General features: G+C 26.9%; 24 protein-coding genes. 13 read left to right on the forward strand and 11 right to left on the reverse strand.

Going from position 1 to position 23,671, the window contains the following annotated elements; translation table 11 throughout:
• Positions 1-5: 5 nt before the first annotated feature.
• From uvrB to greA, 3 genes are read right to left on the reverse strand one after another with little or no spacing between them, the layout of a single operon-like run.
• A complete protein-coding gene (gene uvrB / locus B0175_RS00695) occupies positions 6-1,979 on the reverse strand; it encodes an excinuclease ABC subunit UvrB (RefSeq protein ID WP_108526829.1) in 1,974 nt (657 codons plus the stop codon).
• Between the two features lie 3 nt (positions 1,980-1,982).
• Positions 1,983-2,687 (reverse strand): UDP-2,3-diacylglucosamine diphosphatase, encoded by a 705-nt coding sequence (locus tag B0175_RS00700; RefSeq protein ID WP_108526830.1) that lies wholly within the window; start codon positions 2,685-2,687, stop codon positions 1,983-1,985.
• Positions 2,688-2,699: 12 nt separating this feature from the next.
• Positions 2,700-3,185 (reverse strand): transcription elongation factor GreA, encoded by a 486-nt coding sequence (gene greA / locus B0175_RS00705; RefSeq protein ID WP_004510671.1) that lies wholly within the window; start codon positions 3,183-3,185, stop codon positions 2,700-2,702.
• A 62-nt stretch (positions 3,186-3,247) separates the two neighbouring features.
• Here greA and B0175_RS00710 point away from each other — a divergent pair, with 62 nt between their 5' ends.
• The gene (locus B0175_RS00710) at positions 3,248-3,907 is read left to right on the forward strand and encodes a tRNA threonylcarbamoyladenosine dehydratase (RefSeq protein ID WP_108526831.1); all 660 of its coding nucleotides are present in this window, start codon (positions 3,248-3,250) and stop codon (positions 3,905-3,907) included.
• A gap of 50 nt (positions 3,908-3,957) precedes the next feature.
• Complete coding sequence (locus B0175_RS00715) at positions 3,958-4,866, forward strand: chemotaxis protein CheV (RefSeq protein WP_108526832.1); 909 nt, start codon at positions 3,958-3,960, stop codon at positions 4,864-4,866.
• A 23-nt stretch (positions 4,867-4,889) separates the two neighbouring features.
• Here B0175_RS00715 and argH read toward each other — a convergent pair whose 3' ends face one another.
• On the reverse strand, positions 4,890-6,278 hold the full coding sequence (gene argH, locus B0175_RS00720) for an argininosuccinate lyase (protein WP_108526833.1): 1,389 nt from the start codon (positions 6,276-6,278) through the stop codon (positions 4,890-4,892).
• Positions 6,279-6,352: 74 nt separating this feature from the next.
• Between argH and B0175_RS00725 the strand changes: the two genes are divergently transcribed.
• Positions 6,353-7,600, forward strand: a complete 1,248-nt coding sequence (locus B0175_RS00725) for a GGDEF domain-containing protein (RefSeq protein ID WP_108526834.1) — start codon at positions 6,353-6,355, stop codon at positions 7,598-7,600.
• Position 7,601: 1 nt separating this feature from the next.
• On the opposite strand, the gene B0175_RS00730 is transcribed toward B0175_RS00725, so the two are convergent.
• From B0175_RS00730 to B0175_RS00740, 3 genes are all read right to left on the reverse strand, one after another.
• Entirely contained in the window at positions 7,602-8,225 is a 624-nt protein-coding gene (locus B0175_RS00730; RefSeq protein ID WP_108526835.1) for a CBS domain-containing protein, read from the reverse strand.
• Between the two features lie 132 nt (positions 8,226-8,357).
• Complete coding sequence (locus B0175_RS00735; RefSeq protein ID WP_108526836.1) at positions 8,358-9,338, reverse strand: iron-sulfur cluster assembly scaffold protein; 981 nt, start codon at positions 9,336-9,338, stop codon at positions 8,358-8,360.
• A gap of 30 nt (positions 9,339-9,368) precedes the next feature.
• The gene (locus B0175_RS00740) at positions 9,369-10,565 is read right to left on the reverse strand and encodes a NifS family cysteine desulfurase (RefSeq protein WP_108526837.1); all 1,197 of its coding nucleotides are present in this window, start codon (positions 10,563-10,565) and stop codon (positions 9,369-9,371) included.
• A 229-nt stretch (positions 10,566-10,794) separates the two neighbouring features.
• Here B0175_RS00740 and sufB point away from each other — a divergent pair, with 229 nt between their 5' ends.
• The 8 genes from sufB (at position 10,795) to B0175_RS00780 (ending at position 18,719) form a co-directional block, all read left to right on the forward strand.
• The gene (gene sufB, locus B0175_RS00745) at positions 10,795-12,231 is read left to right on the forward strand and encodes a Fe-S cluster assembly protein SufB (protein ID WP_108526838.1); all 1,437 of its coding nucleotides are present in this window, start codon (positions 10,795-10,797) and stop codon (positions 12,229-12,231) included.
• 3 nt (positions 12,232-12,234) lie between these two features.
• Positions 12,235-13,005, forward strand: coding sequence for a Fe-S cluster assembly ATPase SufC (sufC, locus tag B0175_RS00750; RefSeq protein WP_004510662.1), 771 nt, complete (start codon positions 12,235-12,237; stop codon positions 13,003-13,005).
• On the forward strand, positions 12,992-14,023 hold the full coding sequence (locus B0175_RS00755) for a SufB/SufD family protein (protein WP_108526839.1): 1,032 nt from the start codon (positions 12,992-12,994) through the stop codon (positions 14,021-14,023). The genes sufC and B0175_RS00755 overlap by 14 nt, the downstream gene beginning before the upstream one ends.
• Complete coding sequence (locus tag B0175_RS00760) at positions 14,016-15,200, forward strand: aminotransferase class V-fold PLP-dependent enzyme (protein ID WP_108526840.1); 1,185 nt, start codon at positions 14,016-14,018, stop codon at positions 15,198-15,200. The genes B0175_RS00755 and B0175_RS00760 overlap by 8 nt, the downstream gene beginning before the upstream one ends.
• A gap of 1 nt (position 15,201) precedes the next feature.
• Complete coding sequence (locus B0175_RS00765) at positions 15,202-15,612, forward strand: SufE family protein (RefSeq protein WP_004510659.1); 411 nt, start codon at positions 15,202-15,204, stop codon at positions 15,610-15,612.
• 9 nt (positions 15,613-15,621) lie between these two features.
• A complete protein-coding gene (locus B0175_RS00770; protein WP_012012388.1) occupies positions 15,622-15,975 on the forward strand; it encodes a metal-sulfur cluster assembly factor in 354 nt (117 codons plus the stop codon).
• Between the two features lie 249 nt (positions 15,976-16,224).
• Positions 16,225-17,676: an acetyl-CoA carboxylase biotin carboxylase subunit gene (locus B0175_RS00775; protein WP_050071345.1), complete on the forward strand. Its 1,452-nt coding sequence runs from the start codon at positions 16,225-16,227 to the stop codon at positions 17,674-17,676.
• A 119-nt stretch (positions 17,677-17,795) separates the two neighbouring features.
• On the forward strand, positions 17,796-18,719 hold the full coding sequence (locus B0175_RS00780) for an AEC family transporter (protein WP_108526841.1): 924 nt from the start codon (positions 17,796-17,798) through the stop codon (positions 18,717-18,719).
• A gap of 8 nt (positions 18,720-18,727) precedes the next feature.
• On the opposite strand, the gene B0175_RS00785 is transcribed toward B0175_RS00780, so the two are convergent.
• The 3 genes from B0175_RS00785 to B0175_RS00795 form a co-directional block, all read right to left on the reverse strand.
• Positions 18,728-19,600 (reverse strand): DMT family transporter, encoded by an 873-nt coding sequence (locus B0175_RS00785; RefSeq protein WP_108526842.1) that lies wholly within the window; start codon positions 19,598-19,600, stop codon positions 18,728-18,730.
• Positions 19,601-19,707: 107 nt separating this feature from the next.
• Complete coding sequence (locus B0175_RS00790) at positions 19,708-20,436, reverse strand: SDR family NAD(P)-dependent oxidoreductase (protein WP_108526843.1); 729 nt, start codon at positions 20,434-20,436, stop codon at positions 19,708-19,710.
• A gap of 2 nt (positions 20,437-20,438) precedes the next feature.
• Positions 20,439-20,942 carry a GlcG/HbpS family heme-binding protein gene (locus B0175_RS00795; RefSeq protein ID WP_108526844.1) on the reverse strand — a complete coding sequence of 168 codons (504 nt, stop codon included), beginning with the start codon at positions 20,940-20,942 and terminating at the stop codon, positions 20,439-20,441.
• A 124-nt stretch (positions 20,943-21,066) separates the two neighbouring features.
• Between B0175_RS00795 and B0175_RS00800 the strand changes: the two genes are divergently transcribed.
• A complete protein-coding gene (locus tag B0175_RS00800; protein ID WP_108526845.1) occupies positions 21,067-21,558 on the forward strand; it encodes a MarR family winged helix-turn-helix transcriptional regulator in 492 nt (163 codons plus the stop codon).
• 91 nt (positions 21,559-21,649) lie between these two features.
• Complete coding sequence (locus tag B0175_RS00805; RefSeq protein ID WP_108526846.1) at positions 21,650-23,188, forward strand: methyl-accepting chemotaxis protein; 1,539 nt, start codon at positions 21,650-21,652, stop codon at positions 23,186-23,188.
• A gap of 25 nt (positions 23,189-23,213) precedes the next feature.
• Here B0175_RS00805 and B0175_RS00810 read toward each other — a convergent pair whose 3' ends face one another.
• Entirely contained in the window at positions 23,214-23,537 is a 324-nt protein-coding gene (locus B0175_RS00810; protein ID WP_108526847.1) for a cupin domain-containing protein, read from the reverse strand.
• Positions 23,538-23,671: the final 134 nt, after the last annotated feature.

The raw sequence follows: 23,671 nt of genomic DNA on the forward strand, positions 1-23,671 counted from the left end.
TACTTTTACATATCCTTAATCTTAGCTATTTCATCTCTTAATCTAATTGCCTCTTCAAAGTTCAAATCACTTGCAGCTTTTTTCATCTGTTTATTTAATTCAATTAAGATTTTTTTACGTTCACTAGCTGGCATTTTTTCTAGTTTTTGTTTTTTCCAAGCTACATCATCATACTCTTCAAGTTTTAGATTTTCATCAAGTTTTCTTTTTGTAGATTTTGGAGTGATATTGTGTTCAATATTGAAATCTTCTTGAAGTTTTCTTCTTCTATTTGTTTCATCAATTGCAAACTGCATAGAATCTGTTACTTTTTTTGCAAATAAAATAACTCTTCCATTTTCATTTCTAGCAGCTCGTCCAATTGTTTGAATAAGTGAAGTTCTACTTCTTAAAAATCCTTCTTTATCTGCATCAAGTATTGCAACAAGTGAAGTTTCTGGGATATCCAAACCTTCTCTTAAGAGGTTAATTCCAATTAAAACATCAAAAGTTCCAAGTCTTAACTCTCTTATGATTTGATTTCTTTCAATTGCATCAATTTCAGAGTGCATATATTTTACTTTTATTCCTAAATCAGCATAATAACTTGCTAACTCTTCTGCCATTTTTTTCGTCAAAACGGTAACTAAAACTCTTTCATTTTTAGCAATTACTTTTTTTATCTCATCGTGAAGTTTTTCAACTTGAAATTCACTATCTATAATGTCAATTATTGGATCAAGTAATCCTGTTGGTCTTATAATTTGTTCAGCAACAACAGAACTCATTTCAAGTTCTAGTTCATTTGGTGTTGCACTTACAAATACATAATGTGGTGCTTTTTTTATAAATTCATCAAATTTTAGTGGTCTATTATCCAAAGCACTTGGAAGTCTAAATCCATATTCAACTAAAACTTCTTTTCGGCTTCTATCAGCTGCATGCATTCCTCGAAACTGTGGTAAAGATACATGAGATTCATCAACAACAAGTAAAAAATCTTTTCCCATTTGTTCAAAATAATCAAGTAATGAATAAGGAGTTTCACCAGGTTTTAATCCAGTTAAATGTCGTGCATAGTTTTCAATTCCTTTGCACATTCCTGTTCCTTCAATCATCTCTAAATCAAATTCAACTCTTTGTTTTAGTCTTTGATACTCTACTAATTTTTGTTCTTTTTGAAAAAACTCTAATCTATCATCAAGTTCTTCTTCTATTTGCTTAACAGCATTTGCTAAGTTTTCTTGTGTTACAACGAATGGATTAACTGAATAGATAATTGCTTCATTTAAATCTTTAGTTCTTGAATTTGTAATATATTCATGTTTTGAGATTGATTCAACCTCATCTCCAAAAAATTCAACTCTAATAAATTCATCTTCAAAGTAAGCAGGAAATATATCTATAACATCTCCATTTACTCTAAAATCTGCTCTATCAAAAAATTTATCATTTCTTTTATAACCCATTTCCACAAGTTTTAATAAAAACTCTTTTTGTGAATACTCAAACCCTACTTCAATTCTTTGAACCATCGCTTTATATTCACTTGGATTTCCTAAACCATAGTTTGCAGATACTGAAGCAATAACAATTACATCATCAAAAGATAAAAGTGAAGCAGTTGCACTAAGTCTTAATCTTTCTAATTCATCATTTATTGAACTATCTTTTTCTATAAATAAATCACTTCTTGGAATATAAGCTTCAGGTTGATAATAATCATAATAAGAAATGAAATATTCCACATGATTATTTGGGAAAAATGATTTAAATTCACTATAAAGTTGTGCAGCCAAAGTCTTATTATGTGTCATAATAAGAGTAGGTTTTTGAGTTTTCTCAATTACTTTTGCAATTGTATATGTTTTCCCACTTCCAGTTACCCCTAAAAGCGTGTTGTATTGATTACCAGCTTTTATTGAGTTACTTAATGCTTCTATAGCTTTTGGTTGATCTCCACTTGGTTCATAATCACTTACTACCTTAAATTTTGACAAATTTTAATCCTTTAGCTTTTCAATAAAAAATTCATTATTTTTAAATCTTAAATACTCTTTTTGACAACAAAGAGATGCAATATTTATATATTTTTGATTTTTAAAAATTAAAGTTTTACCTTGATGATAATGTCCTTCGATAACAATATCATCACTATAATTTTTTACTCTTTTTTCTACAATGTTCTCGAAATTTAAAATATTATGACAAATATTTTTGTTTAATAAAGCTTGTTCAAGTTTTTTTGAAATAAAAAAATTTATATCTATAAAATTCATAAACTTTAAAAATATACTATTTCTTATTATTTTACAAAATAGTTCATATTTCCAATCTAAAAAATTATCTCCATGGGATAAAGCAACTTTTTTTTCTTCTATTTTTGCAAAAAAAGGTTGATTCTCTCTTTTTATTACTTTTATATTTGAAAAAAGATTTTGTAGATTAAAATCGTGGTTTCCCTCTAAATAAATAATTTCTAAATCATTAGATAATCTGTTCAAAAGATTTATAACTTCAATATTTTGTTTTATAAAATATTTACATTCACATGATAAAAAATCAAAAATATCACCCATTAAAAAAAGTTGAGAAATATTTATCTCTTTATTTTCAATTTTTTTTAATAATTGTAAAAGTTCTTGATTTTTTTGATTGAAGTGAGAATCAGCTACAAAAATAGCCTCATCTTTAATTTGAAGATTCATCGGCTATTTTCTTTATAAACTTATCTCTTTGTAATAAACTTTTAAGATTTCAAAAGTTTTAGCTCCACCAGGAAGTGTTGCATTTAATTCATCACCTGCTTCTTTTCCCATAAGTTGTTTTGCTAAAGGTGAATTAAAAGATATCATTCCTTTTTCAGCACTTGATTCTACTCCACCAACTATTGTGTAAGTAAATTCTTCATCTGTATCGACATCAACTAAGTCAATAGTTGACCCAAAACTTACTCTATCATGAGGTAAAGTTGTTGGATCAATAATAACTGCCTTTGAAATTACTGCATTTAACTCTGCAATTTGAATGTCAATTAACTTTAATTTTTCTTTTGCAGAGTGATATTCGGCATTTTCTTTTAAATCGCCTAACTGTCTAGCTTCATCTAATGCAATTACAGTTTCAGGTCTTTCTGTTTTTTTCAAAAAATCTAATTCTGCTGTTACTTTATTATAACCTGCTAGGGTCATTGGTTCCTTTTCCATCACATCTCCAATAAATATATTTGTGATATAATAGCCAAAAATTTGTAAAGAAGAAGTTTAGTATGAAATATGATAGAACAATAAAACTATTTGGACAAGAAACATTTGATAAGTTTAAAGATGTGAAATTAATACTATTTGGTGTTGGAGGAGTTGGTAGTTTTGCTCTTGATGCACTATATAATACGGGAATTACAAATATCACTATAGTTGATTTTGATACATATGAAGATTCAAATATGAATAGACAATTAGGAAGCCACGGAAATATAGGAAGAATAAAAGTTGAAGTATTAAAAGAAAAATATCCAGAAATTACTCCAATTCATGTAAAAGTTACTCCTGAATGGATTGATAACTTCGATTTTTCATCTTATGATTATATTTTAGATGCAATTGATGATATAAAACCTAAAGTTCATTTGATTAAAAAACATTTTACAAAAGTTATAAGTACAAGTGGAGGAGCAAAAAGAATAGATGCTACTAAACTTGAATATATATCTATTTGGGATACTTATAACGACCAATTTATAAAAAAAGTAAGAACTGAATTAAAAAATCAAGGCTTTAAAAAGAAGTTTAAAGTTATCTTTTCATCAGAAGTTCCTTTATGTATCGAAAAAGGAAGTTTTGAAGGAGTTACTGCTTCTTTTGGTTTAATGATGGCATCTGTAACAGTTCAAAAACTATTAAAAAAAATAAAAAAAGCTAAAGATTAGTTAAAGTTTTAAAATTATATAATAAATCACTTACACAATAAAGGATTTTCATGAGCGGTATTAGTGGTAGTGTTGAACAAATGACACAAGGTCATTTGAGAAATGTTCAACAGTTAGCAGTATTTTACACTGGTCATAATAATATTTACGCAATCAATATAGCGAAAGTTAAAGCTTTTATTATAACAGAAGAAGTAGCTATAAATGATACACCTAAAGATTCCGATATAATAGCTGGAATAGCAACAATTAGAGGTGAACCTGTAACTTTAATAAATCTTGACGCTTGGCTTGGATTAAGAGCATTAGATGTTAAAGAATATAAACTAATTATTTTTTGTGAATTCAATCATAAAAAAATTGGTTTTTTAGTTAAAGATATGCTTGATATTGTTGAAAAAACAACTCAAGAATTAAGACATACAGAAGAAACAAACTCTAAAATTACATATACAACTTATGTTAAAGTAAATAACAAAGATGAATTATGTACAGTATTTAATGCTGAACAACTTTTAAGAGACATCAAATGGACAGATGACGGAGATGATGATGTTAGAAAATATGTAGGAGAAGAACTACACTCAAATAAAGTAGTTTTAGCAGCTGAAGATTCTGGTGTTGCAAGAGAAGTTCTAACGAAATTTTTCCAAAAAGCTGGAGTTAGATATGAAGTTTATGCAAATGGTGGACTTCTAATATCAAGACTTGAAGAACTAAATCCTTCAGAAGTGGGAATGGTAGTTACAGATATTGAAATGCCAGGAACTGATGGTTATCAGGTTGCTTCATTTATTAAAAACAACAATAAATATTCACATATTCCAGTAATTGTAAACTCATCTATGACAACAGATGCAGTAAGAGGAAAAATGAATCAAATTGGAGTTGATGGATTTGTTGGAAAAACTGACATTTCTACTTTATATGATTTAACAAAAAGATTTCTTATAAGATGAGTTTTTCTCATCTTATTTCATTTTTACTTTTTTAACCACTCTTCAAAATATTTTATTTGATTTTCTGTTTGAATAGTAGAAGTTCCACCAAATGAATTTCTTGCATTCATTGAGTTTCTTAAATCTAAATACATAACAATTTCATCACTTATATTTTTTAATTCATCATTTGCTTTTCTAATTTCATCTATGTTTAATTCACTAATATCTTTATTTAATGTATTTGCAAGAGACACAACATCTTTTGTAATATAATAAGCAGTTCTAAATGGCATATTTTGTTTTTGAACTAAATAATCAGCTAAATCTGTTGCTGTTAAATGCCCTATTTTAGAAGCTTGTTCCATTTTCTCAACATTTACAATCATAGTTTTTATAACTTCATTTAAAATTGAAATTGAAATTTCAACAGTTTTAACTGAATCAAAAACTCCCTCTTTATCTTCTTGAGTATCTTTATTGTAAGCTAATGGTAAACCTTTCATTACAGTTAAAAGTGAAATTAAGTTTCCATAAACTCGACCTGTTTTTCCTCTTAAAAGTTCTGGAACATCAGGATTTTTCTTTTGTGGCATAATTGAGCTTGTTGTTGCATATTCATCACTCATTCTTACAAATTGGAACTCATAAGATGACCATAATATTAATTCTTCTGAAATTCTACTAATATGCATCATTGTGGTACTTATATTAAATAAAATTTCTAAAGCAAAATCTCTATCTGAAACAGTATCCATTGCATGTAAAGTTGGAGAAATAAATCCTAACTTTTCACTGCTTGAAAATCTATCAATATTATGAGGAGTTCCTGCAAGTGCAGCACTTCCTAAAGGACAATAGTTATTTCTATCATAAGAACTTTCAAATCTTTCATAATCTCTTTTAAACATATTTGCATAAGCTAATAAGTGAAAACCAAAATTAAGAGGTTGTGCATGTTGTAAATGTGTCATTCCTGGAATTAAAGTTGTTGTATATTTACTTGCAACGTTTACAAAAGTCTCAATTAATTCTTTTAATTGCTCTTTTATACTTAAAGATTTATCCTGAACATAAAGTCTAAAATCTGTTGCAACTTGGTCATTTCTACTTCGTGCAGTATGAAGTCTTTTCCCAGGTTCTCCTATAATTTCAGTAAGTCTTGTTTCAACAGCCATATGAATATCTTCATAAGCTAAAGAAAATTTAAATTCGCCACTTTCAATCTCTTTTTTAACTTGCAAAAGTCCAGTTTCAATTGCTTTTTGTTCTTCACTTGTTAAAATACCTTGTTGAGCTAACATTTGTGAATGAGCAATACTACCTCTAATATCTTGAGCATAAAGTTCTTTATCAAACATTATTGAAGCATTGAACTCATCTAAAATTTGTGCATTTGTATTTTTTAAAATTTGATTATTTTGATTTGACATTCGCTTTCCTAATAAAAATTAAGTTATCATTATAACACAAGTTTATAATATAAATTTAAAGGCTAAATTGCTTTATGGAAAATATTAAAGAGATAACAAAAAATACACTTTCTGAGTTAAAAAATCAGAATTTAGAGACGACTCCTGAAAATTATTTTATAGAGTTTAAAAAACAAGCTGATAGTTTAGATGTAAAATTAAATGAATTTAAACTTTTCGATAAAATAAAAAATTCTTTGACAACAGATGAAAAAAGTCAATTAAAAATGGATTCATTTAATAAATTAGCAGCTGTTTTAACAAAAAGAACAACATCCGAAGAGTTAAGATCTTTAATTGAAGTATTTAATGATATTTTAACTCCTTCTATTAATTTCGAATATATAGAGAATATAGAAGGATTTATTTGTGAGATTATGAAAAATCCTAAAAAACTTACAAATAAAAATACTATTTTTAAATTAAAAGAATTTGCAAACCAAAGAATTGATGCCGATAGAAAAGTTTTAAGAGATAAAACAAATGATATTGTAAAATTAACCTCTTTAATGAGTAGATATTTTGATAAAACTTTAAATGACAGTGATTCTTCAACAGATGAAATCACAAAAATAAAAGATGATTTAGTAAGTCTAAATATTTCAAACTCTTCACATAGAGAATTAAGAGTTGTTCAAAAAAAACTTATAGATACGATTTATAAAATTGAAAACTCTATAAAAGAAAATAATAAAATTCTTTCAAATAATATAGAAAAATTCAAATTTTTAAATAGACAGATTGAAGAGTTACAAAAAGAACTTATTTTGGTGAAAGAAGAACAACAATTTGATTTTTTAACATCACTATTAAATCGAAGAGCTTATCAAGAAGAAGTTAAAAAAGTAGAAAAACAATTTGCTATTTTTGGTTCAGACTTTGCAATAGTTTTTATAGATATTGATCATTTTAAAAATATAAATGATGTTTATGGTCATGCTTGTGGAGATGCGATTTTGAAAAATTTTGCATCTATTTTAAAAGACTTAACAAGAAAAGAAGACATCATTTCAAGATATGGAGGAGAAGAGTTTGTTGCACTTATAAATTATCAAAGTGAAACTGAAATACAAAGATATGTAAAAAGAGTAAAAACAGCTCTACAAAATCATGTATTTATATATAAAACTCAACAATTACAAATAGAATTTTCAGCAGGTGTAGCTTTTAGAAATAAATATAGCTCATTTGCGGAAGCAGAAGCTAGTGCTGATAAACTACTTTATAAAGCAAAAAACAAAGGTAGAGACAAAGTAATTTTTGATGATGGTATAGAGTTATAAATTACGACCAAAGTTGTAACTTTGGAAGATGTGAAACAGCCTTTAAAATATCAGTTTTAGAAACAATCCCCATTAAAATATCGTTTTCATCAACAATTGGGATTGCATCTAATTTTAAGTCTAACATAATTTGAACAACTCTTCTAACATCAGATTCTGGTTCAGCTGTTATAATCTCAGGAAGATAAATATCATCTATTTTTCTTTTCAAAATTTCTTTAGCATTTTCAATATCATCCATTAAAAGATTTAAAATAACTTTTTTATTTACAATTCCAATTATTTTTTTACCAAAAGCTGTTATTGGAATTTGATGCACTTTCTTACTTTTAATGATATTATATACATCTTCTATTGTTGATTTATTATCCATATAAACTACATCTTTAGTCATAATATCTTTTATATGGTAAACAGGCTCTAAAGTATCAATATTTGCTACTTTTTTATATGAATCTAAAAAATCTTGTTTTTGTTGTTTATTTAATTCGCTAGAAAAATCCTGTATTAGACCTTCTTTAGGGTCAAATTTTACAGAATCAGCTTCTTCTACATTTTGTAAATTATATAAATTATCTGATGTACTTCTAAATCCAACTGTACCATTATTATATATTGTAAACAACTAAAATTCCTTTTTTAAAGATTATTGAATATGATAATATAAATTACTTAATCTACAGTTAATATAAATGTCATAAAAAAAAGGGAAGTCACAAAAAGTAACTCCCCTTTTTTAATAAACTATTACTTCTATTTAGATTGGTAAAACTCTTATATTATCATCAATTTTTTGTTGTAAAACTGATTCTATTGCATATAATGTTCCTGTACTTCCAGATGCACAACCAGAACACGAACCTAAATATCTAATATACAAATCGTAGTGTGGTAAATTTTCTTTTATATCAATAATTTCCATATTTCCACCATCCATTACAAGCATAGGTCTAATATCTTCATCAAGAACACTATCAATTGCTTTTATTCTTTGAACTAATGTCATTTCACCAAATGATATAGTTCCAGAGGCACTTGCATTCGCAGCATTTTTAAGTTTTTCTTGCTCCATTTCAGCTCTTACATCTTTTAAAATATCAACCAAATATATATCTTTTTCTTCATGTCCACCAGGTCTAATACATGATTTACAAAATGCTCCAGCTTTTGTATAATCAGTTATTTCTTCAACTGTTTTTAAATTATTTATTCTAATAACTTCTTTTAATGTTGCTAATGAAACTCTTGCACACTCACAAACAATCTGTTCTTCTTCAAAAGAGTCAATATCAACTCCCTTGTATTCAGCTGCAGCTTTTTTAATAACATCATAAGCCATAACTGAACAGTGCATTTTTTGAGGTGGAACAGCTGGCGTTTCTGGATTATCTCTTAAGGCAAATTCAACATCAATATTTGTAATTTTTACAGCTTCATCAACTGTTTTTCCAATACAAAGTTCAGCCATAACATCTGAAGATGCAATTGCAGTACCGCATCCAAAAGATTTAAATTTTGATTCTAAAATTTTATGCGTTTTTTCATCAACTGCCCAATAAAGTCTAACAGCATCACCACATGATTCAGCTCCAAAATCAGCAACAATTAATTTTGCGCCAAGTTCAGCTGCTCTTTCTTCAGTGATTTCACCTTGGTGTTTTGGATTATTCATTCTATTTACAACTTGATTTGAGTATTCATCCCAAATTGAACCACTAATTAAACTATTTTTTGCCATTTATTTTTCCTTTAAATATTCTTCAAATTTTTATAAACCAGATTTATGACATGATGGTGCATAAGCATAAGAACTTGAAATTGTTCTAAGTCTTGTAATTGCTTTTTTGATGACATCAATTGCATAATCAATTTGCTCTTCTGTATTAAATCTACTTAAACTAAATCTAACTCCTGTATGAGCTAACTCACTATCACTTCCAAATGCATTCATAACAGGATTTGCTTCTAAATCTTCACTAGCACATGCACTTCCAGTACTTGCACCAATTCCTGCTTGATTTAAATCCCAAAGCATAGATTCACCCTCAACACCTCTAATAGAAATTAATGTAGTATTTGGTGTTCTATTGTCTTTTCCCCCAATAACGATTGTTTCAGGTATTTCTAAAATTGCAGTTTCTAACTTATCTCTTAATTTTGCCACATGATTTTTTTCATAAGCTAATGCCATTGTTGAAGTTGCTAATTTCATAGCCCATCCCATTCCAACCATTGAAGCAACATCAACTGTTCCCGCTCTAAAACCACCCATTTGTTCTCCCCCATGTAACAATGGAGTTAAAGAGTATCCTTTTCTTACATATAATCCACCAACACCTTTTGGTCCATGAAACTTATGAGCAGAAAAAGATAAATAATCTACATTTACATCTTGAACATCAACTACTATTTTTCCAATAGCCTGAGTTGCATCAGTATGAAAAGGAATTCCAGCTTCTTTACAAATCATACCAATCTCTTTTATTGGGAAAATTTTTCCCGTTTCATTGTTTGCCCACATTATTGAAACTAAAGCTGTATCTTCTTTTATAGCATTTTTTACTGCATTTGCATCTAAAATACCCTCTTCATTAACTTTTAAATATGTAACTTTAACACCTTGTTTTTCTAAAAATCTACAAACAGCTGTAATTGATGGATGTTCAACTTCGCTTGTTATTATATGTTTTTTATCACCATTTAAAATTTTATCTATCCAAATACCTTTTAAAACTGCATTATTGCTTTCTGTTGCATTTGCTGTAACAATAATATCATCTTCATCAGCAGCATTTATACCTTCATATAAAAAATTTAAAGCCTCAACCATTTTAGGGTGAGTTCCTGCTCCAAATTTATGTAAAGAGTTTGGATTTCCGTAAATATCGCAAAAAAATGGTTTCATCTCTTCATAAACCTTTGGATCAACCATTGTTGTTGCATTATTATCTAAATAAACTTCCATTCTTATAATTCCTAATATACTATGTTAAAAAATTTTCTTGTATTCTATTTAAAATAGGATAAATTTTGTCTTAATTAACTACTTAATTAAAGTAAGATGATATTTTATCATCAATAGCATTAATTTTTTAAGATTTATTGAATTATATGCCTTTACATTGTATACTAAATATGATAATATTCCAAATAGGATAATTTTTGTCTTATTTAAAAAACTAGATGGAGCAGTCATGAGTGACAATCAACAAATACATGACGTAATAAACAAAGAATATAAATTAGGATTTGAAACTTTAGTTCAAAGTGATACTTTTGAAAAAGGTTTAAATGAAGATGTTATAAGAGCAATTAGTGCAAAAAAGGATGAACCTTCTTGGCTTTTAGATTTTAGATTAAAGGCTTATGAAAAATGGTTAAAAATGGAAGAGCCAACTTGGGCGAACTTAAAATATCCAAAAATTGATTACCAAGATATAGCTTATTATTCAGCACCTAAAAGAGCTTTGAATTCACTTGATGAAGTTGACCCAGAAATTTTAAAAACTTATGAGAAACTTGGAATTCCACTTGAAGAGCAAAAACAGTTAGCTGGTGTTGCAGTTGATGCAGTATTTGATTCAGTTTCTGTAAAAACAACTTATCAAGAAGAACTTGAAAAATTAGGAATTATATTTTGTTCAATTAGTGAAGCAGCACACAAATATCCAGAACTTGTAAAAAATTATTTAGCAAGTGTTGTTCCAACTGTTGATAATTATTTTTCCTGTTTAAATAGTGCAGTATTTACAGATGGAAGTTTTGTATATATTCCACCAAATACAAGATGTCCAATGGAACTTTCAACTTATTTTAGAATAAATGCTTTAAATACAGGACAATTTGAAAGAACTTTAATAATCTGTGATGAAAATAGTTATGTATCTTATAATGAAGGTTGTTCTGCTCCAACAAGAGATGAAAGACAACTTCACGCAGCAGTTGTTGAATTATGTGCATTAAAAAATGCTCATATAAAATATTCAACTATTCAAAACTGGTTTCCAGGAGATGATAAAGGAAAAGGTGGAATATTAAATTTTGTTACTAAAAGAGGTTTGTGTAAAGGAGATAATTCAAAAATATCTTGGACACAAGTTGAAACTGGAAGTGCAATAACTTGGAAATATCCATCTTGTGTACTTCAAGGAGATAATAGTGTTGGAGAGTTTTATTCAGTTGCTATTGCTTCAAAATCTCAACAAGCAGATACTGGAACAAAAATGATTCATCTTGGAAAAAATACAAAATCAACTATTATTTCAAAAGGTATTTCAGCAATGCATGGAATAAATGGATATAGAGGACTTGTAAAAGTTGGAAAAAATGCACAAAATGCAAGAAATATATCTGAATGTGACTCACTTTTAATAGGACACAAATGTCAAGCTCATACATATCCATATCATGAAATAAGAAATAGTAGTGCAAATATAGAGCATGAAGCAACAACTTCAAAAATATCTGATGAACAACTTTTTTACTTAAATCAAAGAGGAATTGATGAAGAAAATGCGATAGCTATGATAGTGAATGGTTTTTGTAAAGAGGTTTTAAAAGAGTTACCAATGGAGTTTGCTGCTGAGGCAAAAGAGTTATTAAATATATCACTTGAAGGAAGTGTGGGGTAAATTATGAGTAAAAAATTATTATTAAAAATTGAAGATTTAAAAGTTAGTATAAAAGATAAAGAGATTTTAAAAGGTCTAAATTTAGAGATAAATGAAGGTGAAGTTCATGTTCTTATGGGAACAAATGGTGCAGGAAAATCAACTTTGGTAAAAACTTTAAGTGCTCATTATGACTGTGTTGTAAATGAAGGAAAAATCACTTATAAAAATAAAAACTTACTTGAAATGGATGTTGCACAAAGAGCAAATGAAGGTATTTTTATGAGCTTTCAAAGTCCAGTTGAAGTTCCAGGAGTAAATAATAGCTATTTTTTAAAAACAGCTTTAAATGAAAAAAGAGTTTACCAAGGATTAGAACCAATTGATGCAATGGAGTTTTTAAAACATATAAAAGAAGAAACAGCAAAATTTAATATAGATAGAAAACTTCTACAAAGAGATTTAAATGATGGTTTTAGTGGTGGAGAAAAGAAAAGAAATGAGTTAGTTCAACTTCTTATGTTGCAACCTGATTTGATTATGCTTGACGAAATCGATAGTGGACTTGATGTTGATGCTATCAAAACTGTTGCAAATGTTATAAATTCTATGCTTGATGGAAAACGTTCTATTTTGATGATTACTCACTATGATAGATTAATTGAATTAATAAAACCAGATTTTGTTCATATTTTAAATGATGGAAAAATAGCAAAAACAGGAGATTATAACTTAGCTTTAGAACTAGATGAAAAAGGTTATGAAGCAATAGGAATAAAAGATGAAAATAGATGAAATAAAAACAATCACTCTTCCAAAAAAAAGAGATGAAGAGTTTTTAAAAATAAATTTTGAAGCCCTATTCTCTTATGATTTTAAAAATGTTAAAAATTTTGAATTTGATAAAAATCTAAAGACAATAAAAGATGAAAACTCTTATGAATCAATTTTATTTTCTATTGTAAAAAACTTTGATGAAAACCAAAAAGTTTTAGTTATAGACAAAGCTATAAATGAACCAATTATTTTAATTCATAACATGAAAGAAGATGAAACTTTTTTTACAAATTCTCTTAGAATCGAAGTAAAAGAAAATATCAAAGCTTCTATTATCGAACTTTTTGTAAATAGTTCAAATAACTCTTGTTTTGCAGTTAATAGAAATATAGTTTTAGAAAAAAATGCTTCTTTAGAGTATGTAAAAATTCAAGATATAGATTTATCAAATTCTATGATTTTTGCTACTTCTTGTGAACAAAATGAAAATTCAAATCTTGAAATCTCAAATTTTGAGTTTGGAGAAGGATTTATAGTAAATAGCTTTGAAAATATCATAAATAAAGAGTTTATAAATTATGAATTAAATGGTTTAACAAAACTAAAAGATAGTTCTAATACTTCAACTTTAGTAAAAACTATTCATAATGAGAAAAATTCAACAAGTTTTGTAAATTATAAAAATAGTTTAAAAGATAAATCAAGAGCTGTTATAAAAATAAAATCTATTGTAAATCAAAATGCTCAATTTACAAAAGCATTTCAAAATTGTAATACAATTTTATTAAGTGATGATGCAACTATTTTTGCACAACCTCATCTTGAAATATATATAGATGAACTAGAAGCAAGTCATGGAGCAACAACTGGAACTTTAAATGAAGAACAACTTTTATATCTTCAATCAAGAGGAATTAGAAAAGAAAAAGCTTATGATATGCTTCTTAATGCATTTGAAAGTTCAATCAAAGATAATATAAAAGATGAAAAAATAAAAGAATTTATAGAAAACTATAAAAAGGAAAAATATGTTTAAAAATGATTTTCCATATTTTCAAAATTCGAAAACTACATATTTAGACAATGGAGCAACAACACAAAAACCTAAAAGTGTTATTGATTCGCAAGTTGAGTATTATGAGCACTATTGTTCAAATACACATAGAAGTAACTTTGGTGATGCAAACAAAGCAACTTTAGAGTTTGAAAAAACTAGAAAAATATTAAAAGAGTTTATTAATGCTTCTAAAAAAGAAGAAATCATCTTCACAAAAGGTGTTACAGAATCTTTAAATTTTATAGCAACTTCATTTGCAAAAGATTTTAAGACTGTAATAATTTCAAGTTTAGAACACCACTCAAATATTGTTCCTTGGCATATGCAAGGAAGAACTTTAGGTTTGGGACTTGAAGTTGTAAATTGTGATGATAACTTAAATTTTGATATGAATCATTTTGAAGAACTTTTAAAAGCAAAGCCAAATGCTTTTGTAAGTATCACGCATATTTCAAATGCTTTTGGAAAAATCCATGATATAGAAGCTATTACAAAACTTGCACACTCTTATGGTGCGGTAGTTATGATTGATGGTGCTCAAAGTTTAGCTCATACAAGTATTGATGTACAAGCACTTGATGTTGATTTTTTTGCAATTTCAGGACACAAAACTTTTGCACCAACAGGAGTTGGAGCAATTTATATAAAAGAAAAATATCTAAAAGATGTAAAACCATATCAAACAGGAGGAGCAACTATTCACGAAGTTGATTTTAGTGGTTCAACTTTACTTGATTCTCCTTATAAATTTGAAGCAGGAACTCAAAATATAGCTGGTGTTATAGGATTTGGAAAAGCTTTAGAATACTTAAATTATGTAAAATATGAAAATATACAAAGTATAGAACATAATGTTTTTAAATATTTAGATGAAGAGTTAGCAAAACTTCCTGATATTGTATTTTATAATGATTTAGAAAATTGTGTAGGAAGTAGAAGTTTCAATTTCAAAGGTATAGTTCACGATGATATTGGAATACTTTTAGATAAGATGAAAATTGCAGTAAGAGTTGGTCATCACTGTGCTCAACCAATTATGAAAAAACTTGGAATAAAAGGAACAATAAGAGTTAGTATCTCTTTTTATAATGATTATGTAGATGTTGATAATCTTATAACTGCACTAAAAAAAGCTTTGAATATGTTAAGGGATTGATATGAGTACAATAGAACAAAGAGTTGAAGAGATAAAAGATGATTTAGATTTTTTTGATGATGAACTAGCAAAATATGAATATATTATAGATTTAGGTAAAAAGTTAGAAGAGTTTGATGAAAAAGATAAAACTCCTGAAAATATAGTTCATGGTTGTACTTCTCAAGTTTGGTTAACTTGTGAAAATAAAGATGGAAAATTATATTTTTACGGAACAAGTGATGCAATAATAGTAAAAGGTTTAGTTTATATGATACTTCAAATTTTTTCTGGTTCAACTATACAAGAATTAAAAGATGTTGATATGGACATAGTTCATGAACTAAATTTAAGTGAAGTTATAACTCCAAATAGACAAAGTGGAGTTATTGGAATGATAAAAAAAATAAAAGAGTATGCTTTAAAAGCTTAAGGATTTAAAATGGAAGATAAAGTTTTTGATTTAGAGAATGTAAAAGAAAAAATAATAGAAAATTTAAAAAAAGTATATGACCCAGAAATTCCAGCAGATGTTTACAATCTTGGATTAATATATGAAATAAATCTTGAAGAGAGAAGTAATTATTTATATTGCGAGATAGATATGACACTTACAAGTCCAACTTGTCCTGTTGCAGATAGTTTACTAGAACAAGTAAGATATGTAACAATGGCTGTAGATGAAGTAGATGAAGTAAAAGTAAATCTTGTATTTGAACCTGTTTGGGACCCTTCAATGATGAGTGAAGATGCAAAAGAGATAATGGGAGTTAGCGGAGCTGCAATAGGTTTTTAACCTTATTGTAGCCTTATGTCTCATATTTATATAAACTAATAATTCTACACTTAAAATTACTTTTTTACTAACATAATTACACTTTATTTTTTTACTTTTAAATAACTCAAAATAAAAATTCTTACTTTGATTAATAAGATAAATTTTATAAATTAGCAATATCCAACTATAAAATTAGCAATAATTAAAAAGAAATTATTTAAAAAAAACTCTACAATTTCAAATATTAAAAATTAAGGGTATAGATAAATGAAAAAAATTCAAAAAGTACTTATTGCAAATAGAGGAGAGATTGCACTGAGAATTATTAGAGCTTGTAAAGAGCTTGAGATAAAGAGTGTTGCGATATTTTCAGAAGTTGATGTTGAAGGAATTTGGGTAAGAAAAGCAGACGAATGTTACCCAATTATGGGAGATGTTGTTCAAGCATATCTTGATTACAGTAAGATTATCTCAATTGCAAAAAAAGCAGAATGTGATGCAATTCACCCAGGATATGGTTTTTTAAGTGAAAATGCAGATTTTGCAAGAGCTTGTGAAGAAAATGGAATTATTTTTATTGGTCCAAAACCTGAACACATAGAACTTTTCGGTGATAAAATGGCATCAAAAGTAGCTATGAAAAAAGTTGGTGTTCCTGTTCTTGAAGGTACTGATGAACCAATCATTGATATTGAAGAAGGTGCTAAAATAGCAAAACAAATTGGTTTCCCAGTTATCATCAAAGCTGCATTTGGTGGTGGAGGAAGAGGAATGAGAATAGTAAGAGAAGAAAAAGACTTCAAAGAACTATTTGAAAGTGCCTCAAATGAAGCTAAAAAATATTTTGGTCGTGGTGAAGCATTTATTGAAAAATATGTTGAAAATCCAAGACATATAGAAATTCAAGTTATTGCAGATAAATATGGAAACGTTCTTCATTTAGGTGAAAGAGATTGTTCTATTCAAAGAAGACACCAAAAAGTTATTGAAATTGCTCCTTCTCCAAGATTAAATAATGAAGCTAGAAAAGAGTTATATAGAATCGCTACAAAAGCTATGTTCAAACTTGGTTATGAAAGTGTTGGAACAGTTGAATTTTTACTTGATCCAGATGACAACATCTATTTTATTGAGATGAATACAAGAGTTCAAGTTGAACATCCAGTAACTGAAACTATCACAGGAGTTGATATTATTCAAAGAATGATTCAAATTGCTGAAGGTGATAAGATGATATTCTTACAAGAAGAGATTAACTTTAGAGGATATTCAATAGAATTCAGAATCAATGCTGAAAATCCACAAAAAGGATTTATGCCATCAGTTGGAACAGTTAGTAAATATTTAACTCCAGGTGGTCCAGGAGTAAGACTTGACTCTGCACTTTATACAGGATACAAAGTTCCACCGAACTATGATTCTATGGTTGGAAAACTTATCGTTTGGGCTTTAGATTGGGAAGGTGCTGTTAAAAAAGCAAAAAGAGCTTTAGATGAGTTTTATATTGAAGGTTTCCCTACAAATATTCCTTTACATAGAGAAATCGTAAGAGATCAAGATTTTAAAGATGGTATATTTACTACAAATTATCTTGATACAAAAATGGAACTTTTCACACTTCATAGTGAAGATAATATCAAAGAAGAAGAAGAAAAAGTTGCTAAACTTACTCAATTAATTGATACTATCAATAAAAATAACATCAAAGCAAGAATCTAATTCAAAGAAACTAAGAACAAAAGTTCTTAGTTTTATAAACTAATTTAATCTTTTTCATTATTTGACATTATATATTATGATTGTATATACTAACAAATAATTTATATAAGGTTATCTTGATGTCTGTCTTTTTTACTCTTTTAGGAAAAATTATTCCTCTTTATTTTAGTGTTTTTTTAGGATTTATAAGCACTTATAAACTTAAATGCGATAAAGAAACTATTGCAAAAATTTTACTTTTTATTTTAGCTCCATTAATAGTTTTTAATGCTACAGTAAGTGTAAAACTCAATTTACAAGTACTATTTCTACCTATTTCATTTTTTATATTTAGTACAATTTTAGCTTTTACTCTTCTATATTTATTTAAAAAAATATATAGTGATAACACTGCAAATTTATTAGCTTTTAGTACTTCTACTGGAAATACAGGGAATATCGGTATTCCTTTAGCTATTTTATTTTTAGAACCTAAATTAGTGGATATATTTATTTTTTCAATTTTAGCTTCTATTTTATATCAAAATTCTGTAGGATATTACATTACGGCAAAAGGTAATTTTAGTGCAAAAGAGAGTTTTAAAAAAGTTTTAAAACTTCCTGTTATTTATGCGTTTATCTTAGGAATAATATTAAATTTAAATGAAATAAAAATTCCAGATATGTTTTTAAGTTATAGTGATTTCTTAAAAGGAACATATGCAATACTTGGAATGATGTTAGTAGGAATGGGAATGGAAAAGTTTCGTTCAAGTAACTCATTTGATATAAAATTTATTTCATTTACACTAATTATAAAATTTATACTTTGGCCAGTTGCAACTTTATTATTTATATATTTTGACAAAAACTTTATACACTTTTTAGATAAAGATTTTTATATGATTATGTTTTTATTTAGTATTGTTCCACTTGCTGGAAATACTGTAACTGTAGCAACAATATTAAATGTGAAGCCTGAAAAAATGTCAATGGCAGTTTTTATTTCAACTATAATCTCACTATTTTACATTCCATTTGTTTTATATGTTTATATGAATTGATAATGAAATTATCTTGTTTTTTTATATAAAGCTATAAATATTCCAAAAAGAATTATAATAGTAGAAAGAAATAGTTCAAAACTTAAACTTTCACTTAAGAATATAATACTTAAAAATATAGCAATTATTGGTACTAATAACTGAATAATGCTCGCTGTCATAATCTCTATTTTAGGTAAAATTGCATACAAAAGAAATACTCCAAAAGCAGTTGTAATAGAACCTGAAATAGTTGCCATAATAAAAGTAGCAAGATTTATTTTAATACTATTTTCAAAAAAAGTTAAATAAAAAATAGCAAAAATCATAGTAAAAATAAAAGCTTTAAAAAAACTATCTGTAGCATTTAAAATTGTGTCTTTTGATTTTTTTCCAAGAACACTAAATACTGCCCAACCAATTCCTGATAAAAACATCAGAAAAGTATGAAAATATGAGATAGAAAAATCATCTTTGGGATATAAAAGATATGCTAATCCACAAAAAGCTATGAGTATTCCAATAATTTTATTAAAAGTTAATTTTTCATTAAAAAACAAAGCCAAAATAATCATAGTTAATTGAACAACTGCAAATAAAATCAAAGTTCCAATACCTGCAAGCATATTTATATATGAATATGAAAAACAAATAGCATATAAAAAAAACATAAATCCACTAAGATAGTTAGATTTTAATCCTATTTTAAAATTTCTATTTTTATAAAAATATATAGTGAAAAGAATAAACATAGCAGATGCAATTCTCAAAAAAGTAAAAGAGAATGCATCTATATTTTGTGTAGAAATAGCCATTCTAGCTAAAATTGAATTTGAAGCAAAAAATAGTAAAACTACAAAAATTGAAACTACTAATTTTAAATTAAAACCAAAATACTTCATTTCATTCCTTTTATTTCATTGCTTATTCTAATAAAATACTAAATTATATAAATTAGAATACCAAAAATATACCTAAAAGAACTATATGTAAAAGCAATCAATAAAATTTATAAAAGTGTTAATCCACCATCAATTTTTAATGTTTGACCATTTATAAAACTATTTTCTATCAAGAAAATATATGCAGAAGATACCTCTTCAATAGTTGCAGTTCTTCCAAGAGGAATTGTATTTGAAAAATACTCTTCAATACCTTTAACTTCATCTTTATTCATATTTCTCCATAATGGTGTTTTTGTCCAAGTTGGAGCAACTGCATTTACTCTTATTTTTCTTTTTGATAACTCAACAGCTAAACCTCGCACCATTGTACTAATAGATTCATTTCCTATAATTGCTCCTGAGGCATTATCAGCTCTTCCACCACTACCAGCTGTAAATACTAAAGAACCATTATCATTTATTTTATTTGAAGCATATCTTGCAATTTTTAAATTTGCAAAAAGTTTTTCATCAATTGCATTTTTTATAGTTTCGTAAGAAGTATCTAAAAAACCTCCTCCCATAAAACCACCAGCCATAGAAATCATATAATCAAAATTTTCAATCTCTTCAAAGAAACTTTTTATATTCTCTTCTTTTGATGCATCTAAAACTTTTCCTTCAATATTTTTATTAATAGTTTTTAACTCTTTTACTACATTTTCTAATTTATCTTTGTCACGTCCAGTTATTATTACGTTTGCACCTTTAGAAAGTAATGTTTTACAACTTTCTAAACCAAATCCAGAAGTTCCACCTATTATTAATACTTTTTTATTTTCTACATTATTCATTTTTATTCCTTTTCAAGATTTACAGCTTCAACTGTTTCTAAAGCTACACTATTGTCAATATCACCTTTTGCACCACTAATTCCTACTGCTCCACATAATTCACCTTTGTAAAATATTGGAATTCCACCTTGTAATGGAGTAATATTTGGTGTTTTTGACATAGAGATATCACCACTATTTATCATATCTTCAAATAGTTTTGAAGGTGTTTTTAGTAAAGCTGCTGTTTTTGCTTTTTGAATTGCAACTTCAGTTGTTACTAAACTTGCTTCGTCCATTCTTGAAAAAGCCAATAAATTTCCTGATGAATCAACAACTGCTATACTCAAATTTAGATCTTTTTTTGTTGCAATTTTTTGAGCAGCATGAATATAATTTTTTGCACCTTTTAAACTCAATGTTGGTTTATAATTAATCAATTTTTCTCCTTTTTCTTCATTCGCATTACAAAAAGTAAAAAAACATATCGTAACTAATAGATAAAATAAACTTTGTCTTTTTTTCATATTTTTCCTTTTGTAAAATGGTTTATAACCATCAAAATCTTATCTCTATTTATCTTAATAATATCTTACTAGTAAGATAAATATATTAATATTAGAATAATGTTATTTTATATATAATTCTTTCATGAATGTACAAAACATAAAAAATGATATAAATGAGCATAAGATAAAATTAAAAGAAAATTATAGTGATTCATTAGAAATTACTCTGCCTCTTTTTTTAGTAAACAATCTAATGCTTCAAAAAATTTCTAAAATTGAGTTAAATAAATATAATCTAACAAATAGTGAGTTTGACGTACTTATAACAACTTTAGTTTCAGGTGATGAAGAGTATAAAATATCTCCAACTATTCTTTATGAAAAACTTCTTTTTTCAACTGGTGCAATTACAAAAATACTAAATAAATTGGAAGATAAAAAACTAATTTTAAGAATTGACAATGAATTTGATAAAAGAAGCAAGTTATTACAACTCACACCTTTCGGAAAAGAAACTTGTGAAAAACTCTTTGCTGATATATCTTCTTTTCAAGAAAGTATCTATTCTGTTTTAACAAAAAATGAAAGAGATATATTTATAAAAGCTCTTTATAAAATGGTAAAAGAGCTTTAATAGTTTTTAATATTTTATTTATAATTTCTTATTAACATTAGTTTAATTCTATAATAGATAAAATCTTTTACTAACTATTATAGGAGAATTTATGTTTTTTTCGAATAAAGAGGATAAACTTCAACTAAAAGCTATCGATCAAAATTATGCAGTTATAAAATTTAATTTAAATGGAACCGTAAAAGAAGCTAATAAAATTTTTCTTGATATTATGGGTTATAGTTTAAATGAAATAGTTGGAAAACATCATAGAATGTTTTGTGATAAAAGATTTGTCGAAAGTAAAGAGTATCAAGAAGCTTGGGATACTTTAAATAAAGGTAAATCTATTACTTCAGAATTTAAAAGAATAAAAAAAGATGGTGAAGCTGTTTTTCTAAGAGCAACTTATATGCCAATAGTAGATAATAATGGAAAAATTGTAGAAATTATCAAACTTGCGCAAGACATCACAAAAAGAAGACTAAAAGATTTATACTATCTTGGACAAATAAATGCAATAAATAAATCTCAAGCAGTTATTGAGTTTGATATGAATGGCATAGTTATAAATGCAAATAAAAACTTCTTAAATACTTTAGGTTATTCATTAGATGAAATTGTTGGAAAACATCATAGTATTTTTTGTGAAGAATCATATAAAAATTCAAATGAATATAAAGATTTTTGGAAAAAGTTAAATAGTGGTCAATATGATGCAGGCGAATATTTAAGAATAGGAAAAGACGGAAGAAGAGTTTGGATACAAGCAAGTTATAATCCTATTTTAGATTTAGATGGTGTTCCTTTTAAAGTTGTTAAATATGCAACAGATATAACTTTGAAAAAAAATACAATGTTCCAAATAGGAAAAGAGATAGAAGATTTAACAGAATCTTTAACTCATTTAAAAGGTGCTTCTACAACAATGGTAAAAGAAGCAAAAATAAGTATGGAGAACTCACAAGAAACAACTGTATCTATTGAAGAGTTAAACCAAGCTGTTCAAGAGCTATCTAAAAAAATAGAAGTAGTATTATCTTCTATTACAAACATTGCTGATACAACTTTACAAAGTGAAAAGATTGCATTAGAAGCAAAAGAACAATCAAAAGATACTGCACTTGCAATAGTTAAACTAAATGAAGAATCAACTAAAATTGGTGATACAATCAATATTATCACACAAATTGCATTCCAAACAAATATTTTATCTTTAAATGCAGCTGTTGAAGCAGCAACTGCTGGAGAAGCAGGAAAAGGTTTTGCCGTTGTTGCACAAGAAGTAAGAAACCTAGCAACAAGATCAAATGATGCAGCAAAAGATATAACAGCTGCTATTGAATATATTCAATCTTTAGTAAAAAATTCTCTTGATTCTATTCATCATATTGATAGTATAGTTGAAGAGATAAGTTCAATGTCATCAAATATATCAAATGCAGTAAAAGAACAAAAAAATATTACAAATGAGTTAGCAAGTACAGCAAATGAAACAAGCCATACTTTAAATCAAATTACAGATAATATGGTAAGAGTATCAAATAGTGCAAGTAACACAGAAAAAGAAGCTGAAAAAACAAAAGATAATTCAAATGAATTAATTGAAATTTCAAATAAACTTATAGAAACACTAAAAGTGCTTAATTAATTTAAGCATCTTTAGTTTTAAATCATTATTCATTTGTTACTAAAATAGTACATCCTTCTTCTGATTGAGGAATGTGAGAAGTTCCTTTAGGATTTATTATAAATGAACCCTCTTTATATTTTTTATTACCATCATTAAAAGCTCCTGATATTACAAAAATATGTTCATCAAATAAATTGTGTTCATCAAGAAATGGTAGTTTACTATTTTTTTCAAATTTATAAATAGCTGTTAATTTTCCATCATTATTTTGCCAAAGTATGTATTGGCTCACACCTTTTGTAATTTCTATAGGAGTAATATCTTCTAATAAATTTGAGACTATTCCATTGAAGTTTGCTAATTGCATATTTATCCTTTTTATATTTATTTTGTTAGCTAATATTTTGCACACAAAGTAATATTAACAAAAATCTATTTATTTGTCAATTAGTTTGTACACAAGATATATTTTGTTATAATTATTCATAAAATTTCAAAGGT

Source organism: Arcobacter lacus, assembly GCF_003063295.1.
In the GTDB taxonomy this organism is placed as follows: domain Bacteria; phylum Campylobacterota; class Campylobacteria; order Campylobacterales; family Arcobacteraceae; genus Aliarcobacter; species Aliarcobacter lacus.